Raw genomic sequence first — 15,797 nt, forward strand, 5'->3', positions numbered from 1 at the left:
CGCAATGAATTGCGAATTTTGCGGATTCAGGAAAAATGACTTACCTCGCGGTGATATGATGGGTCAATCCACCTTGAGGTAATCCCATGCCATATGACAGCGATATCCGCCGCATTATCGACCTTGCCACCTATGCCGATGAAGCCGCCACCATCGAGCGGCTGACCGAACTGGCCGCGCTGTCCGAATCCGACCGCGCCCGCATCGTGACGCGCGGTGCCGCCCTGGTGCGCGAAATCCGCGGCCAATCCAGCCCCGGCCTGATGGAAGTGTTCCTGGCCGAATATGGCCTTTCGACGGATGAGGGCATCGCCCTCATGTGCCTTGCCGAGGCGCTGCTGCGCGTTCCCGACGCCGAAACCATCGACACCCTAATCGAGGACAAGATCGCGCCCTCCGACTGGGGCAAGCATATGGGCCATTCCGCCTCGCCGCTGGTCAACGCCTCGACCTGGGCCTTGATGCTCACCGGCAAGGTGCTCAAGGACGAGGATCCCGGCGTCGTCGGCCATCTGCGCGGCGCCATCCGCCGTCTCGGCGAGCCGGTGATCCGCACCGCCGTCGGGCGCGCGATGAAGGAAATGGGCCGCCAGTTCGTGTTGGGCGAAACCATCCAGTCCGCCATGAAACGCGCCGCCGGCATGGAAAAGAAAGGCTACTCCTATTCCTATGACATGCTGGGCGAAGCCGCGCGCACCGATGCCGACGCGACCCGCTATCATCTCAGCTATTCGCGCGCGATCACAGCCATCGCCAATGCCTGCACCAATGCCGACATCCGCGACAATCCCGGCATTTCGGTCAAGCTCTCGGCGCTGCACCCCCGCTACGAGGTCGCCCAGCGCGAACAGGTGATGGATGTGCTGGTGCCGCGCCTGCGCTCCCTCGCGCTCCTGGCCAAATCCGCAGGCATGGGCCTCAATATCGACGCCGAGGAGGCCGACCGCCTGTCGCTCTCGCTCGAGGTGATCGAGACCGTGCTTTCGGAGCCCTCGCTGGCGGACTGGGACGGTTTTGGCGTCGTGGTGCAGGCCTATGGCCAGCGCGCCGCGCCAACGCTCGATTTCCTTCACGAGCTCGCCACACGGCTGGACCGGCGGATCATGGTGCGGCTGGTCAAGGGCGCCTATTGGGACACCGAGATCAAGCTGGCGCAGGTCGAAGGCATCGACGGCTTTCCCGTCTTCACCTCCAAGGCGGCGACCGATATCAGCTATATCGCCAACGCCCGCAAATTGCTGAACATGACCGACCGGATCTATCCGCAATTCGCCACCCACAATGCCCATACCGCCGCCGCGATCCTCGACATGGCCGAGGACCGGTCAGCCTTCGAATTCCAGCGCCTTCACGGCATGGGCGAGGCGCTGCACGACATCATCCTGCGCGCCGAGGGCACCCGCTGCCGGATTTACGCCCCCGTGGGCGCGCATCGCGACCTTCTGGCCTATCTCGTGCGCCGTCTGCTCGAGAACGGCGCGAATTCCAGCTTCGTCAACCAGATCGTGGACGAGGATGTCGCCCCCGAAACCGTCGCCCGCGACCCGTTCGAGGCGATCCATGACGACACGCCGAAACTGACCACCGGGCCGGACCTTTTCCAGCCCGAGCGCCGCAACTCCATGGGCTTCGACCTTTCGCACCAGCCCACGCTCGATGCGATCGACGCCGCGCGCGATCCCTTCGCCACGCATGTCTGGAAGGCCGCCCCGCTTCTGGCGGGCAAAAGCGCGCCGCGCGATCCCGAGCCCGTCACCAACCCCGCCGATCCCGCCGACAGCCCCGGCACCGTCGCCTTCGCCAGCGAAGCCGACGTGAACACCGCCCTCGACGCCGCCCGCCCCTGGGACGCGCCCGCCAGCGAACGCGCGGCAGTGCTCAACAAGGTGGCCGATCTATACGAGGAAAACTTCGGCGAGCTGTTCGCCATCGTCCACCGCGAGGCGGGCAAGATGGTGATGGACGCCGTTGCCGAACTGCGCGAGGCGGTGGATTTCCTGCGCTATTACGCGGCCAACGCCCCCGAAGGCGAAGCCGTGGGCACCTTCACCTGCATCAGCCCCTGGAACTTCCCGCTGGCCATCTTCACCGGACAGATCAGCGCGGCGCTGGCGGCGGGCAACGCGGTGCTCTCCAAGCCCGCCGAACAGACGCCGATCATCTCGCACCTGGCGGTGCAGCTCATGCACAAGGCGGGCGTGCCCAAGGCGGCGCTGCAACTGCTGCCCGGCGCGGGCGATGTGGGCGCGGCCCTCACCTGCGATCCGCGCGTCGATGGCGTTGCCTTCACCGGCTCCACCGAAACCGCGCTCAAGATCCGCAGCGCCATGGCCAAGAACCTCGCGCCCGGCGCGCCCTTCATCGCCGAAACCGGCGGGCTCAACGCGATGATCGTGGATTCTACCGCCCTGCCCGAACAGGCGGTGCAGGCGATCGTCGAATCCGCCTTCCAGTCCGCCGGCCAGCGCTGTTCGGCACTGCGCTGCCTCTATGTGCAGGAAGACATCGCCGAACCCTTCATCGAAATGCTGACCGGCGCGATGGACGCGCTTTCCATCGGCGCGCCCTGGCATCTCTCGACCGATGTCGGCCCGGTGATCGACGACGAGGCCCGCAGCAACATCGCCGCCCATATCCAGCAGGCCCGCGCCGACGGGCGCCTGATCCACACGATGAAATCACCCGATACCGGCACCTTCATCGCGCCCAGCCTGATCCGGGTCGGCGGCATCGCCGACATGGAGCGCGAAATCTTCGGCCCGGTGCTGCATCTCGCCACCTTCCGCGCCGAGGAACTGGACCGCGTGATCGACGCGATCAACGCCACCGGCTACGGGCTGACCTTCGGGCTGCAAACCCGGATCGACGACCGCGTCCAGCATGTGACCGACCGCATCCACGCGGGCAACATCTATGTGAACCGCAACCAGATCGGTGCGATCGTCGGCTCCCAGCCCTTCGGCGGCGAGGGCATGTCGGGCACCGGCCCCAAGGCGGGCGGCCCGCATTACCTGGCGCGCTTCACGCGTCACGCCGCGCCGGATGCGGGCGGTGATGCAGGCTGGAGCGGCGACATGCCCCTCGGTGAACTCAAGACCGCGCTCACCCGTGCCAACAGCCAGCAGGCCGAACGGCGCGAAGCGCTCGTCCTGCCGGGGCCGACGGGTGAATCGAACCGCCTGACGACCCATACACGCCCGGCGCTGCTCTGCCTCGGGCCGGGCAAAGCGGCGGCAGAGGCACAGGCCCGCGCGGTCCGTGACCTTGGCGGTATCGCGGTTGTCGCCACGGGGCATGTTCCGCCCGAGACGCTGCGCGCTCTCGATGGAATCTCGGGCGCGCTTCACTGGGGCGACGCCGCCGAGGCGCGCGCCTGTGTCGAGGCGCTCAGCCAACGCAGCGGGCCGATCCTGCCGCTGATCACCGGCCTGCCCGACACGGGCCATGTGCTGCATGAACGCCATGTCTGCGTCGATACGACGGCGGCGGGCGGCAATGCGGCACTTCTGGGCGGTATGGCGTGACCGCCCGGATCTCTGCGCCCGCCGGATCCCCCCGGCGGGCGCAGATGGCTTTCGCTTGACCTGTCAGCGCGGGCGCGCCAACACTCCGGCATGTTCCCGATCCGCGATCACAACCCCTCGCGGGGCACACCCTATGTCACCTACGCGCTGATCGCGATCAACGTGGTGGTGTTCCTCAGCTACTGGCCTCTGTTTTCAGATCCCCGCCAGTTGCAGCTTTTCTTCTATGACTGGGCCATGACCCCGCTTCTGGTCAGCGATCAGGGCACCTGGCCGACCATGTTCACCTCGATGTTCCTGCATGGGGGCTGGATGCACCTTGCGGGCAACATGCTGTTCCTGTGGATCTTCGGCGACAATCTGGAAGACGAGATGGGCCATCTCGGCTACCTCGCCTTCTATCTCGCCTCGGGCCTCGGGGCGGCGGCGGTGCATCTCGTCTCGGCGCCCTATTCACAGGTGCCCACCGTCGGCGCTTCGGGGGCAATCGCCGGGGTCATGGGCGGTTACCTTCTCCTTTATCCAAAGGCCCGCGTCGATGTGCTGCTGATCATCATCTTCATCGTCAAGATCGTCCCGGTGCCCGCCTGGGCCATGCTGGGTCTCTGGTTCGCGATGCAACTCTTCAGCGGCATCGGCGCCGATCCGATGAGCGGCGGGGTCGCCTATTGGGCGCATGCCGGGGGCTTCCTCGTGGGGCTGGTGCTGACACTGCCCATTTTCCTGCGCCGTGGCGGCACGCGCTACTGGGATCGCACCGACGGCCGCCCGCCCCATCCCGAGGCGCGCTATCGCTACCGGCGCACGCCCATCCCGCGCGTGCGGCGGCGCAAATGAACGCCCCCCTCACAGCCACATGCCATTGCGGCGCGGTCGAACTTCGCGTGACGCTCAGCGGCGGGCTCGCCACGGCGCGGCGCTGCGATTGCTCCTTTTGCCGGCGGCGCGGCGCGGCGGCGGTCTCTGCGCCGCTCGACGGTGTCACCGTGCTGCGCGGCGCTGACAAGCTGACGCTCTATCAATGGGGCAGCGGCACCGCGCGGCATTACTTCTGCTCGGTCTGCGGCATCTACACCCATCACCGCCGCCGCTCGAACCCGAATGAATACGGCATCAATCTCGGCTGCCTCGACGGCATCAACCCGCGCGACCTCGACCCGATCCCATGGGTCGATGGCGTGAACCACCCCTCCGACGACTGACCGCGCGCCGCCACGGGGCCGCCGATCCGGCTTGCCACCGGCGCAGGCACAGAACTAAACTTGAACGCCACGAAACCGGTTGAGCACATGAAAGTCACGATCACGCAGCTTCGCGCCTTTGTCGTCGTGTCGCGGGAAGGCTCCTTCACCCGCGCCGCCGAGGCGCTGGCGATGTCACAACCTTCGGTCACCACTGCGATCAGGCAACTCGAAGACATCCTCGGGATGAAGCTGTTCGACCGCTCGACCAAGGTTCTGCGCCTGACCAAGGCCAGCAAGGCGTTCCTGCCAAGCGTCGAGCGCATCATCGAGGATCTCGACACCACCCTTTCGCAGCTCCATGCCGTGGCCGAGGGCACCCATGGCAGCGTCTCGGTGGCCGTGCTGCCTTCGGTGGCGACCAACATCCTGCCCCGCACGATCCAGAGCTTCTCGCTCGCCTACCCCAATATCCGGCTGTCGCTTTATGACGACAACTCGTCGGGCGTGCGCGACCGGGTGCTCAGCGGCGAGGTCGATCTCGGCGTTGCCGGGCGCACCAAGCACATCAACGAATTGCAGTTCGACCCGCTGCTGCGCGACCCGTTCGGCGCGGTCATCCATAAATCACATGCGCTCGCGCGCGAAACCACACCGCTGGGCTGGAGCGAGCTGACGGGATATCCCTATATCTCGTTCTCCTCCGATACGGGGATCCGCCCGGTGCTCGATACCGTCACAGACCTTCCCGACAACATCAGGTCACCCTGGGTCGAGGTCTCCAACATCGCCACGGCGCTGTCGCTGCTGAAAACCAATCTCGGGATCGCCGCGCTGCCGCAGATGTCGGTGGATTCGATCGGCAACGAACTGGTGTTCCGTACGCTTCTCGACCCGCCCCTCTTTCGCGAAATCGGCCTGATCACCCGCAAGGGCCGCTCGCTTCCCCCGGCGGCCCAGCGCTTCGTCGAGCATCTCGAACTGGCCTTGCAGCCACGATGGGAGCGCTAGGCGCTTGCCCGCCCGCCCGCCGATAGAGCGGGCCTATTCACTTATAACTTTTGCCTATAAATAGCTATTTTTTATCATGATTTGCAATATAATACCTTGCCCCGGCGAAATCGCTCCCCCTACCGTGCCAGCACACAAAGGGAGACTTCACATGACAAAGACCTTGCAACGCCGTTTCGTGCTGGCCGCTGCCGGTGCTGCCGCAGCCGCCGCATTCTCATTCGGAACCGCATCACATGCACAAGACCCCGATTTCCTGAATATCGGCGGCGGGCCAAGCGGCGGCACGTTCAATGTCGTTGCCACCGGCCTTGGCGACCTGATGCGCGGCGCGTTCCCCGACAGCGTCGTCGGCGTGCAGCCCGGCGGCTCTGGCCCCAACCTGCTGCGCGTCTCGGCAGGCGAAGCCGATCTGGGCATCACCTCCGCCAGCAACGCCGCCGACGCCTGGGCCGGGCGCGACCCCGCGACACCGGAAAACCCGGTCCGCAACATCCGTGGCCTGATGACCTTCTTTCCCAGCGCGATCCAGATCTGGGTCGATGCGAAATCGGACATCCGGTCGGTCGGGGACCTGGTCGGAAAACAGATCAGCGCCGGTCAGCCCGGACAGACATCCTGGAACGCCTTCAAGAACCTTCTCGAAGTGCATGGCCTGACCATCGAGGATATTGAAGAGGGCGGCGGCAAGGTCCACCACCTGAGCTGGAAGGAATCCCAGAACGGCCTGCGCAACGGCCAGCTGGACGCGGTCATGTGGGTGGCGCTCTATCCGCATTCCACCGTGCTTGCGACCGAAACCGCCCGCGACATCCGTGTGCTCTCGCTCGATGAGGACAAGGTCGACACCTATCTTCAGGAACACGGCAACGGCTTCTCCAAGGTGACGCTGCCTGTCGGGCTCTACAAGGGACAATCGGAACCCGCCATTTCGGTCGGGACCAAGACATTCCTCTTCGCCTCGGACGAGATGTCGGAGGACACCGCCTACAAGATCACCTCGACCATCTGGAACAATCTCGAGAAATTCCAGAAAACCCACGCCCTGCTGCAGTATATCGAGGAAGACACCGCAGGCCGGGGCATGCTGGTCCCGATCCATCCCGGTGCCGCCCGCTTCTATGAGGAACAGGGCATCCCGATGGACGACGCCAAGCTTGCAGATCAGTGATCCGAACGCGCGGGCCGTCACGGCCCGCGTGCCCTCCCCCCGACAGTCCGATCAGGCCCGGCCCGGGCACCTGATCAACCGCCGCAGATGTCCGGTGATGCAATGAAGGCCCGCCAATGACCCTCCCCGACCGCGAGAAAACCATCGCCGCCCTCGCCGTGACTATGGCGATCTTCCACCTGGCCGTGGCCTCGCCCTTCTTCCTCTTTCCCGACCTGATCCTTCGGGGGACGCACCTGCTGTTCTCGCTTGTGATCGGCTTCCTGATCTATCGCTCGGTCGGGCGGGGTTTCGGCCGGGTGTTCGACTGGGCCATGATCCTCCTGTCGGCTGTCTGCCTTGGCTACCTGATCTTCAACCATGCGTCGATCGTGGTGCGCCCGCCCTGGACGCGGGCGGCGACACCGCTGGAACTGTTCGTCGCGCTCGGCACGGTCGTGGTGGTGCTCGAACTGACGCGCCGGGCACTGGGCCTTGCCATCACCGGGCTGTGCCTCGTGTTCATCCTCTATGGCTTCATCGGCCCGGACCTGCGCCATTCCGAATTCCTTCGCCCGCTCGCGCACAAGGGGGTCGATCTCAACGAATTCGTCGACCAGATGTATTTCAGCTTCGAAGGCATCTTCGGCGTCGCGCTCGGCGTCTCGACGGATTTCATCTTCCTCTTCGTGGTGTTCGGCGCGCTGCTTCAGGTCATCGGCGGCGGCGATTTCTTCGTCAACATCACCAAATCCGCCACCGGCGCCTCGCGCGGCGGGCCCGCCAAGATGGCCGTCATCGCCAGCGCCCTGATGGGCACGATGTCGGGCAGTTCCGTCGCCAATGTGGCGACCACCGGCGCGATCACCATCCCGATGATGAAACGGCTGGGCTACCCGAAAACCTTCGCCGGCGCGGTCGAGGCCGTCGCCTCCACCGGCGGGCAGATCACACCGCCGATCATGGGCGCCGCCGCGTTTCTGATGGCCGCGATCCTCGGTATCAGCTACCAGGAGGTCATCACCGCCGCCGCGCTTCCCGCGCTCCTTTTCTTCTGCTCGCTCTTCGTGGCCGTCCACTGGGAGGCGCTCAAGCAGGGGCTGCAACCGCTCGAACGCTCGGTCAAGGGCGATACCTGGCGCGATTTCAAGGCGGGCTGGACTTTCCTGATGCCGCTGATGGTGATCATGACCTTCCTGATCATGGGTTACACGCCCAGCCTCTGCGCCTTTTACGGCGTCGTTGCAACGCTGGTCACGCCCTTCCTGCGCCGCTCCACGATGGTATCCCCGGCCGTGCTGGCGCAGGGGCTCGAACTGGGCGCGCGCGCGGCGGTCACGGTCGCGATCGCCTGTGCCTCGGCGGGGATCATCGTCGGGATCGTTCAGATTTCAGGACTCGGCTTCCGCTTCAGCAGCCTCGTGATCGCCTTTGCCGACGGCAATCTCTATATCGCACTGTTCATCGCCATGCTGGCGGCCTTCGTCTTCGGCATGGGGATGCCCACGACCCCGGCCTATATCATCCAGGCCACGCTGGTCGCACCGGCGCTCGTGGATCTCGGGGCAAGCCCGCTTTCGGCGCATCTCTTCGTGTTCTATTATGCCGTGCTGGGGCAGATCACGCCGCCCGTGGCGGTGGCGGCCTTCGCCGCGGCGCCGATCGCCGGGGCGACATCCACATCCGTCGGCTGGCGCGCCTTTGCCCTCGGGATGCCGGCCTATGTGATCCCGTTTCTCTTCGTCGCCAATCCCGAACTGCTCGGACAGGGCAGCTGGCTCGGCCTTCTGGCGGTGCTGATGCGCTCTGCTCTGGCGATCATCGCGCTTTCGATCGAGTTCACCGGCTGGCTCGGGGGGCGCGGCCTCGGCTGGCTCGGGCGCGGCTTGCTGCTTTTGTCCGCCGCCATGCTGATCGCCCCAAGCTCCCTTCTCAGCGCCATCGCCGTCGTGCTCTTCATCGGCGTCTGGGGCTGGCAGCGGCACGGATCGCGCGGCCACATGTTGAAAGGATCGGGACATGACTGAAAGCGACCATATCGCAAAAAGCCACCCTGCCCGGCAGGGCAACGCCCTTGGCGATATCGTGGCCGGCCTGCCCGCCCCCGAAGGCACCCGGTACCCCTATGAACTGGTGGTCATCGAAGGCACCATGGCCTTCGTCGCGGGCCAGATTCCAAAACGCGACGGCGCGCTGGCCTTTGTCGGCCCGGTCGGGCAGGCATTGACGGGCGATGCGGCCCATGACGCCGCGCGCCTCTGCGCCCAGCAGGTCCTGGCCTGGCTCAACCAATCTGCCGGCGGCCTGGAAAATCTCGGCCGGATTCTGCGGATGACCTGCTATGTCGCACATGATGACAGCTTCCACGACATCTCCGCCGTGGCGGACGGCGCCTCGAACTACCTCATCCGGACCCTTGGCGACCAAGGCCGACACGCGCGCTCGGTCATCGGCGTGCGCAGCCTGCCGCGCAACGCGCCCGTCCTGATCGAAGTGACCGCCGCGCTGCGCCGCCCGATGCCGCTCTGACGCGCGCCGCCCTCGCGGATCCCGGAACGCCGGCCCCATCATCCCGGCGGCTTCATCTTGCCCCAAATACTCCCGCCGGAGGCGTCCTGCGGCCGCCACGGGCATTCGGTACGGAACGGCGCGCGTTATTGGCGTTCGCCGTGTTAACCTGCGCGCGCTGCGGCGGCGAAGACCGACGCGATACCGACACGCTGCCGACGCGATACAGATCGTCGTTTTTCTCAGTTAACCAATGGCTTGACCCCGATTCGGGATCACCGGCCGCGGATCATCCTGGCGAACTTCTCGAAGATCACCTCGTTGGCGCAGACCACCTCGCCATCCTCGAGGATATCCCCCCCTTCGGCCAGCGGCTCTACAAAGCCCCCCGCCTCCTGAAGGATCACGATCCCCGCCGCCAGGTCCCAGGCGTTGAGCCCGCGCTCCCAGAACCCCTCGTAGCGACCGGCGGCCACATAGGCCATGTCCAGCGCCGCCGCCCCCCAGCGTCGCACACCCGCACAGGCGGGCATCAGCCGCGCCAGATCCTGCAAGGTCGCCGGCAGGTCGACGCGCCCGCCAAAGGGCACGCCCGTCGCAAAGATCGACTCGATCATCTTGCTGCGTCCCGACACCCTCAGACGGCTCTCGTTCAACCAGGCGCCCTCACCTTTTTCGGCAAAGAACATCTCGTCCTTGGCCGCGTCAAAGATGACGCCTGCCACTATTTTTCCCTTATGTTCCAACGCGATGGAGATCGCCCAATGGGGCAGCCCGTGCAGGAAATTCGACGTTCCGTCCAGCGGATCGACGATCCAGCGGCGGGTCGGATCCTTGCCATCCTCGGCGCCGCCCTCCTCGGCCAGCCAGCCATAGGTGGGGCGCGCCTCCATCAGCTCGTCCTTGATGATCTTCTCGGCCGCGAGGTCGGCGCGACTGACGAAATCGCCCGCGCCCTTCATCGAGACCTGCAATTGCTCGACCTCGCGGAAATCCTTGACCAGCGACCGCCCCGCCTTGCGCGCGGCCTTGATCATGACATTGAGGTTGGCACTGCCCGGCATCGCTTGGCTCCCTTGCGTTCAGGCCGCGCGTATACGCCGCCCGCGCCTTGCTTACAAGTGGTCTCGCCGCTCCGACTCGCCACGCTGCATCCTCACCGGGATCTCGCGTGCCAGCCGGATCAGGTGAGCGACATAGGGCTTGTCGCCATCCTCTTCCCGGATCGCGGCGTAAAGCCTTTTGGTGACACCATTTTCCGTCAACGGCCGGGTCACGTAATCGCTGCTCGTGCGCAGCTCGCGCACCACCCAGTCCGGCAGCACCGCAACCCCCCTGTTAGACGCGACCAGCAGCAGGATCACCGCCGTCAGCTCGACCTGCCGGATCATGCGCGGCTCGACCTTGGCCGGGGTCAGCAGGGCAGTGAACACATCCAGCCGGGCGCGGTCCACCGGATAGGTGATCAGCGTTTCCTCGCGGAAATCCTCGGCGACGACAAAGGGCTTTTGCGCCAGCGGATGCTGGCTCGAGGCCACGAAAACAGGCTCGTAATCAAAGAGCGGCTTGAAGGTGACGCCGGGCAGGTCCTCGGGGTCCGAGGACACCACCAGATCGACCTCCTCCTTGCGCAGCGCAGGCAGCGCATCAAAGGCAAGGCCGGGGCGGATATCCACATCCACCTCGGGCCAGGCCTTGCGGAACTGCTCCAGCACAGGGAACAGCCACTCGAAACAGGCATGGCATTCGATGGCGATATGCATCCGCCCCGCCGAGCCCTGCCGCAGCCCGCCGAACTCGCCCTCCAGCGCCTCGACCTCGGGCAGCACCTTTTCGGCCACGCGCAGCAAACGCTGCCCCGCCGCCGACAGCTTGAGCGGCTTGGAGCGGCGCACGAACAGCTCCACCCCGGCCTGGTCCTCCAGCCCCTTGATCTGATGGCTCAGGGCGGATTGGGTGATGTGCAACAGGTCCGCCGCGCGCGCGATACCGCCCGCCCGATGGATCGCCCGGATCGTCCTCAGATGCCGCAGTTCGATATGCATATATTAGCACGCCTCACATAAACCATGAATATTATGAAGTTGTCTCACAATGCTGCAACTGCAACAAGGGGACAACCTGAAAAGCATGCAAAATGGATCGAACCAATGTCCACGCCCCGCGTCTCCTTTGAATTCTTTCCGCCCAAATCGCTCGAGGCATCGTTTCGCCTCTGGGATACGATCCACACGCTCGCGCCGCTCGATCCGCGTTTCGTTTCCGTCACTTACGGCGCTGGCGGCACCACGCGCGAACTGACGCGCGAGGCGGTCAGCACCCTGCACAAGGCCACCGGCCTCAATGTCGCGGCCCACCTGACCTGCGTCGAGGCCACCCGCGAAGAGACCCTGGCGATCGCCGATGGTTTCCACCAGGCCGGCGTCAGCGAGATCGTCGCCCTGCGCGGCGACCCGCCCAAGGGTTCGGCCGGTTTCACACCGCATGCCGACGGTTTCGCCAATTCCTGCGAACTGATCGAGGCGCTGGCCGATACCGGCAATTTCACCATCCGTGTCGGCGCCTATCCCGAGAAACACCCCGAGGCCGCCGACAGCAAGGCCGATATCGACTGGCTCAAGCGCAAGATCGACGCAGGCGCCTGCGAGGCGATCACACAGTTCTTCTTCGAGGCCGAAACGTTCTTTCGCTTCCGCGACGCCTGCGTGAAGGCGGGCATCGACGCGCCGATCATCCCCGGCGTGCTGCCGATCGAGAACTGGACCGGCGTGCGCAAATTCGCCACCTCTTGCGGCACGGGCATTCCCGCCTGGCTGGACGATACCTTCGACAAGGCGATCCGCGACAACCGTCAAGATCTGCTGGCCACGGCGCTGGCCACCGAGCTTTGCAGCGAGCTGATCGAGGGCGGGGTCGAGGACCTGCATTTCTACACGCTGAACCGTCCGGAACTGACGCGCGACGTGTGCCACGCTCTTGGCATCTCGCCCAAGGTCAGCCTGCGCGACGTCGCCTGAGACACCCTTTTCCCGGGATCAGACCTGCTGCCCGGCCACCGGCACATCCATGTCGCCTGGCCGGGCGGTTTCGTGCAGGCGCTCGCTGTGTTCCTGTCCCACGCGCCGCCGCGCCCTGAGCAGGAACAGCTTGCCCCATCCCCGCCAGGTGCCCACCGATGGCGCCTCGGGATCAATGGGAAAGCGCATGCGCCAGCCCTCGGGCAAGGGCAAAGCGCAGCTTTCGGCGCGTTCCAGCATCCAGACCAGCGGGATGTTCGACAGCGGCCGCGCCGCGTGAAACCCGCCCAACTGCCCGCCCACATCGCCATGCGTGCCGCGGAACCACACCTGTTCGACCCGGCCATTCCACTCGGGCGGCGATGACCACAGGACCGGCTCGAAGACCGATCGAGTCTCATCCAGCGCCAGTGCATGAAAGCCATGCTGGATCGTCGGGCCAAGATGGTGGTTGTGAAAGGCATGCGCCTCGGCGCTCCAACAGCGCCACAGAATCGGCAGGCGCAGGCCAAGCGCCTTCACGGTATCCCAGACGCCGACCATTTCCACAGGTGCGGCGCCGTGACAAAGGGCGGCCCTGAAGTCCCGTGCCGCGGGGCTGCCGGGCGCTGACTGGTAATGCCGATAGGCGGTGACGATATTGCGCACCGTCGCGTGCTCGGCCCTCAACAGCCCCACCCGGTCGATCACCCCGGCCAAAGAGCGCACTGCATAAGCGCCCCGCGAATAGCCGAACAGGAAGATCCGGTCACCCGCGCGATAGCGGCTGGCAAGATAGCCATAGGCGCGCCGGATCTGCCGGTTGATCCCTCGCCCCATCATCACATCCGGTGTCGTGCGCCAGTCCTGCCACTGCAACCCGGCCTCGTAATAGACCGACAGCGACGGCCCGCTCATTTCCCTCAGCAGCTTATAGGTCAGTCCCGCATTGCTTTCGTCGCCCTCCACCAGCGACGACATGGTGCCATCCAGAATCAGTACATGCGTGACTTGCCCGCGCGACCGCGTGAATCCGCTCTGCCCCTGGCGCAGGCCGGGGCGCAGCAACGCATAAAGGCGTTTAGTCCACTGGCGCCATGACATCGTTCAACATCTTCCACACGCGGTGCGGCGTGAATGGCATGTCGGCCTGCCGCACTCCCTTTTCCCAGAGCGCATCGGCCACCGCGTTGGCGGTCGCCGCCATTGCCCCGACGGTGCCCGCCTCGCCACAGCCCTTCATGCCCATGACATTGGCGGTCGATGGCACCGGCTCGGTCGCAAAGCGGAACATAGGGACATCATCGGCGCGCGGCATGGCGTAGTCCATGAAACTTGCCGTGAGCAACTGCCCGTCCTCGTCATGCACCACATGTTCGCACAAGGCCTGCCCGACACCCTGCACCACGCCGCCATGGATCTGCCCTTCCACCAGCATCGGGTTGATCAGGTTGCCGAAATCGTCAACCACCGTGTAGCGTTCCAAGGTGACCTTGCCGGTCTCCGGGTCGATCTCGACCTCGGCCACATGCGCGCCATTAGGATATGAACGCGCCGGAAGCGTCGCGGTTTCCTCATGCATCATTAACTCGCTTCGCCCGTCTGCGCGCGCCATGGCCGCGACCTCGGTCAGGGTGGGCGTCAGGTTCGATCCCGGCACGCGGAACCGCTCGTCATCGAAGGTGATATCGCTTTCCCCGACCCCGGTCTTTTCGCCAAGGTAGGATGCGAAGGCCGCGATCATGCTGGTGACCGTCGCCAATGTCGCGTTGTTCTGCGTCGTGACCGAGCGCGACCCCCCGGTGCCACCGCCGGTCTTGATGCGGTCGCTGTCACCCTGCACCACCTCGATCCGGTCGATCGGGATGCCGGTCTGATCCGACAGGAAACTGGCATAGACGGTCTCGTGCCCCTGCCCGTTCGATTGAGTGCCCACGTAGATCGACACGCTGCCATCCTCGTTGAATTCGACTTTCGCCGTCTCCGAAGGATTCCCCAAAATGCTTTCGATATAGTAACAAAGGCCCATGCCCCTCAGCCGCCCGCGCGCGGCGCTCTCGGCCTTGCGCATGGCAAAGCCCGCGCGGTCGCATTCCGCCTCGGCACGGTCCAGCACGCGATGGAAATCGCCCACATCATAGGTTTCCCCCGTGGCCGAGACATAGGGAAAGGCATCCCGGTTTATGAAATTTCGCCGGTGCAGATCCCATGTATCCACGCCCAATTCACGCGCGGCGCGGTCCATGATCCGCTCCAGCGCATAGATCGCCTCGGGCCGCCCGGCCCCGCGATAGGCATCGACCTGCGTGGTGTTGGTAAAGAACCCCTCCACATGCAGGAACGCATCCTGCACGTCATAGACCCCCATCAAGACCTTGGAAAAGAGATCCGTCTGAATGCCCTGCCCCATCGTGCTGCAATAGGCGCCCAGATCCACCCGGCTGTCGACCCGGTAGGCGGTGATCCTGAGATCCTCGTCAAAACCCAACGTCAGATCGTGATCAAGACCCCGGCCCGCATTGTCGCTCAGCATGGTGTCGCCCCGGTCCGCCATCCAGCGCACCGGCTGGCCCAACAGGCGCGCGGCATGGGCGACCAGATAGGTTTCGGGGTAGTCCATCGCCTTGGTCCCGAACCCGCCGCCCACATCAGGGTTGGTCACGCGGATATCCCCGGCCTCCATGTTCAGCACCCGCGCAAGATTGCGCTTGGTGCCCCACACGCCCTGACCGTTCACCGCCACATGCAGGCGGTTGCCCTGGATTTCGGCGTAACAGCCGCGCGGCTCCATCGGGTTGGCGATGATTCGGTTGTCATGCACCTTCATGCGCACCACATGCCTGGCGCTGGCGATCGCCGCCTCCACAACCGCCTCGTCGCCCATGCCCCAGTCAAACGCGCGGTTCTCGGGTGCCTCTTCATGCAGCGGCTCGCCCCCCGGCCCGATATCCATATGGGCGGGCAGATCATCGTAATCGAACCCGATCATCTCGGCCGCATCGCGCGCCTCGGCCAGCGTATCGGCGACAATCATCGCCACCGGCTCGCCCACGAAACGCACGCGGTCTTCGGCCAGGATCGGGCGGCGCGGCGCCGCCGCCGGGGTGCCGTCCCGGTTCTTCACCGTGTTGAAGGCCATCGCCTCGGTGATCCCGGCCGCGGCCAGATCCTCGGCCGTCAGCACAAGGCGCACGCCCGGTGCGGCGCGGGCCTCTTCGACATCAAGCCCGGTGATGCGCGCATGCGCCACCGGCGCGCGCAGCACATGCGCCACCAGCGCCCCCTTGGGCGCGATATCGTCCACATAACGCCCCTGCCCGGTCAGAAACCGCCCGTCTTCCATCCGCCTGACCGGCTGACTTTTCCCGAATTTTTCCATGCTCTGCCCTTTCGCGCGCCACCGCTTTGGACCCTAGCGGGCGAAACG

General features: G+C 65.4%; 12 protein-coding genes. 8 read left to right on the top strand and 4 right to left on the bottom strand.

All coding sequences use genetic code 11. From position 1 onward, the window contains the following. Window positions 1-86 precede the first annotated feature (86 nt). From putA to N5A93_RS06090, 7 genes are all read left to right on the top strand, one after another. A complete protein-coding gene (gene putA / locus N5A93_RS06060; protein WP_268954182.1) occupies window positions 87-3,524 on the top strand; it encodes a bifunctional proline dehydrogenase/L-glutamate gamma-semialdehyde dehydrogenase PutA in 3,438 nt (1,145 codons plus the stop codon). 90 nt (window positions 3,525-3,614) lie between these two features. Next, the gene (locus N5A93_RS06065) at window positions 3,615-4,361 is read left to right on the top strand and encodes a rhomboid family intramembrane serine protease (RefSeq protein ID WP_268954183.1); all 747 of its coding nucleotides are present in this window, start codon (window positions 3,615-3,617) and stop codon (window positions 4,359-4,361) included. Continuing rightward, window positions 4,358-4,726 (top strand): GFA family protein, encoded by a 369-nt coding sequence (locus tag N5A93_RS06070; protein WP_268954184.1) that lies wholly within the window; start codon window positions 4,358-4,360, stop codon window positions 4,724-4,726. Before N5A93_RS06065 ends, N5A93_RS06070 begins: the two co-directional genes overlap by 4 nt. An 87-nt stretch (window positions 4,727-4,813) precedes the next feature. After that, window positions 4,814-5,716 carry a LysR family transcriptional regulator gene (locus N5A93_RS06075; protein ID WP_268954185.1) on the top strand — a complete coding sequence of 301 codons (903 nt, stop codon included), beginning with the start codon at window positions 4,814-4,816 and terminating at the stop codon, window positions 5,714-5,716. 151 nt (window positions 5,717-5,867) lie between these two features. Further along, window positions 5,868-6,887: a TAXI family TRAP transporter solute-binding subunit gene (locus tag N5A93_RS06080; RefSeq protein ID WP_268954186.1), complete on the top strand. Its 1,020-nt coding sequence runs from the start codon at window positions 5,868-5,870 to the stop codon at window positions 6,885-6,887. Between the two features lie 116 nt (window positions 6,888-7,003). Next, window positions 7,004-8,893 carry a TRAP transporter permease gene (locus N5A93_RS06085; protein ID WP_268954187.1) on the top strand — a complete coding sequence of 630 codons (1,890 nt, stop codon included), beginning with the start codon at window positions 7,004-7,006 and terminating at the stop codon, window positions 8,891-8,893. Further along, window positions 8,886-9,395 carry a RidA family protein gene (locus tag N5A93_RS06090; protein ID WP_268954188.1) on the top strand — a complete coding sequence of 170 codons (510 nt, stop codon included), beginning with the start codon at window positions 8,886-8,888 and terminating at the stop codon, window positions 9,393-9,395. The genes N5A93_RS06085 and N5A93_RS06090 overlap by 8 nt, the downstream gene beginning before the upstream one ends. A gap of 254 nt (window positions 9,396-9,649) precedes the next feature. On the opposite strand, the gene N5A93_RS06095 is transcribed toward N5A93_RS06090, so the two are convergent. Next, entirely contained in the window at window positions 9,650-10,438 is a 789-nt protein-coding gene (locus N5A93_RS06095; RefSeq protein ID WP_268954189.1) for an inositol monophosphatase family protein, read from the bottom strand. 51 nt (window positions 10,439-10,489) lie between these two features. Then, complete coding sequence (locus N5A93_RS06100) at window positions 10,490-11,419, bottom strand: LysR family transcriptional regulator (RefSeq protein WP_268954190.1); 930 nt, start codon at window positions 11,417-11,419, stop codon at window positions 10,490-10,492. 105 nt (window positions 11,420-11,524) lie between these two features. Here N5A93_RS06100 and metF point away from each other — a divergent pair, with 105 nt between their 5' ends. Beyond that, the gene (gene metF, locus N5A93_RS06105) at window positions 11,525-12,391 is read left to right on the top strand and encodes a methylenetetrahydrofolate reductase [NAD(P)H] (protein WP_268954191.1); all 867 of its coding nucleotides are present in this window, start codon (window positions 11,525-11,527) and stop codon (window positions 12,389-12,391) included. Between the two features lie 18 nt (window positions 12,392-12,409). Here metF and N5A93_RS06110 read toward each other — a convergent pair whose 3' ends face one another. Both N5A93_RS06110 and N5A93_RS06115 read right to left on the bottom strand, forming a co-directional pair. Further along, window positions 12,410-13,474 (bottom strand): T6SS phospholipase effector Tle1-like catalytic domain-containing protein, encoded by a 1,065-nt coding sequence (locus N5A93_RS06110; RefSeq protein ID WP_268954192.1) that lies wholly within the window; start codon window positions 13,472-13,474, stop codon window positions 12,410-12,412. Beyond that, the gene (locus tag N5A93_RS06115) at window positions 13,452-15,749 is read right to left on the bottom strand and encodes a xanthine dehydrogenase family protein molybdopterin-binding subunit (protein ID WP_268954193.1); all 2,298 of its coding nucleotides are present in this window, start codon (window positions 15,747-15,749) and stop codon (window positions 13,452-13,454) included. The genes N5A93_RS06110 and N5A93_RS06115 overlap by 23 nt, the downstream gene beginning before the upstream one ends. Window positions 15,750-15,797: the final 48 nt, after the last annotated feature.

The organism is Roseovarius salincola (genome assembly GCF_026891095.1).
GTDB lineage: Bacteria > Pseudomonadota > Alphaproteobacteria > Rhodobacterales > Rhodobacteraceae > Roseovarius > Roseovarius salincola.

Coding starts and splice junctions, on each gene's coding strand:
- N5A93_RS06110 (WP_268954192.1), bottom strand. CDS start 13,474: ATGTCATGGCGCCAGTGGACTAAACGCCTTTATGCGTTGCTGCGCCCC.
- N5A93_RS06090 (WP_268954188.1), top strand. CDS start 8,886: ATGACTGAAAGCGACCATATCGCAAAAAGCCACCCTGCCCGGCAGGGC.
- N5A93_RS06065 (WP_268954183.1), top strand. CDS start 3,615: ATGTTCCCGATCCGCGATCACAACCCCTCGCGGGGCACACCCTATGTC.
- N5A93_RS06100 (WP_268954190.1), bottom strand. CDS start 11,419: ATGCATATCGAACTGCGGCATCTGAGGACGATCCGGGCGATCCATCGG.
- N5A93_RS06115 (WP_268954193.1), bottom strand. CDS start 15,749: ATGGAAAAATTCGGGAAAAGTCAGCCGGTCAGGCGGATGGAAGACGGG.
- N5A93_RS06085 (WP_268954187.1), top strand. CDS start 7,004: ATGACCCTCCCCGACCGCGAGAAAACCATCGCCGCCCTCGCCGTGACT.
- N5A93_RS06075 (WP_268954185.1), top strand. CDS start 4,814: ATGAAAGTCACGATCACGCAGCTTCGCGCCTTTGTCGTCGTGTCGCGG.
- putA (WP_268954182.1), top strand. CDS start 87: ATGCCATATGACAGCGATATCCGCCGCATTATCGACCTTGCCACCTAT.
- N5A93_RS06070 (WP_268954184.1), top strand. CDS start 4,358: ATGAACGCCCCCCTCACAGCCACATGCCATTGCGGCGCGGTCGAACTT.
- N5A93_RS06095 (WP_268954189.1), bottom strand. CDS start 10,438: ATGCCGGGCAGTGCCAACCTCAATGTCATGATCAAGGCCGCGCGCAAG.
- metF (WP_268954191.1), top strand. CDS start 11,525: ATGTCCACGCCCCGCGTCTCCTTTGAATTCTTTCCGCCCAAATCGCTC.
- N5A93_RS06080 (WP_268954186.1), top strand. CDS start 5,868: ATGACAAAGACCTTGCAACGCCGTTTCGTGCTGGCCGCTGCCGGTGCT.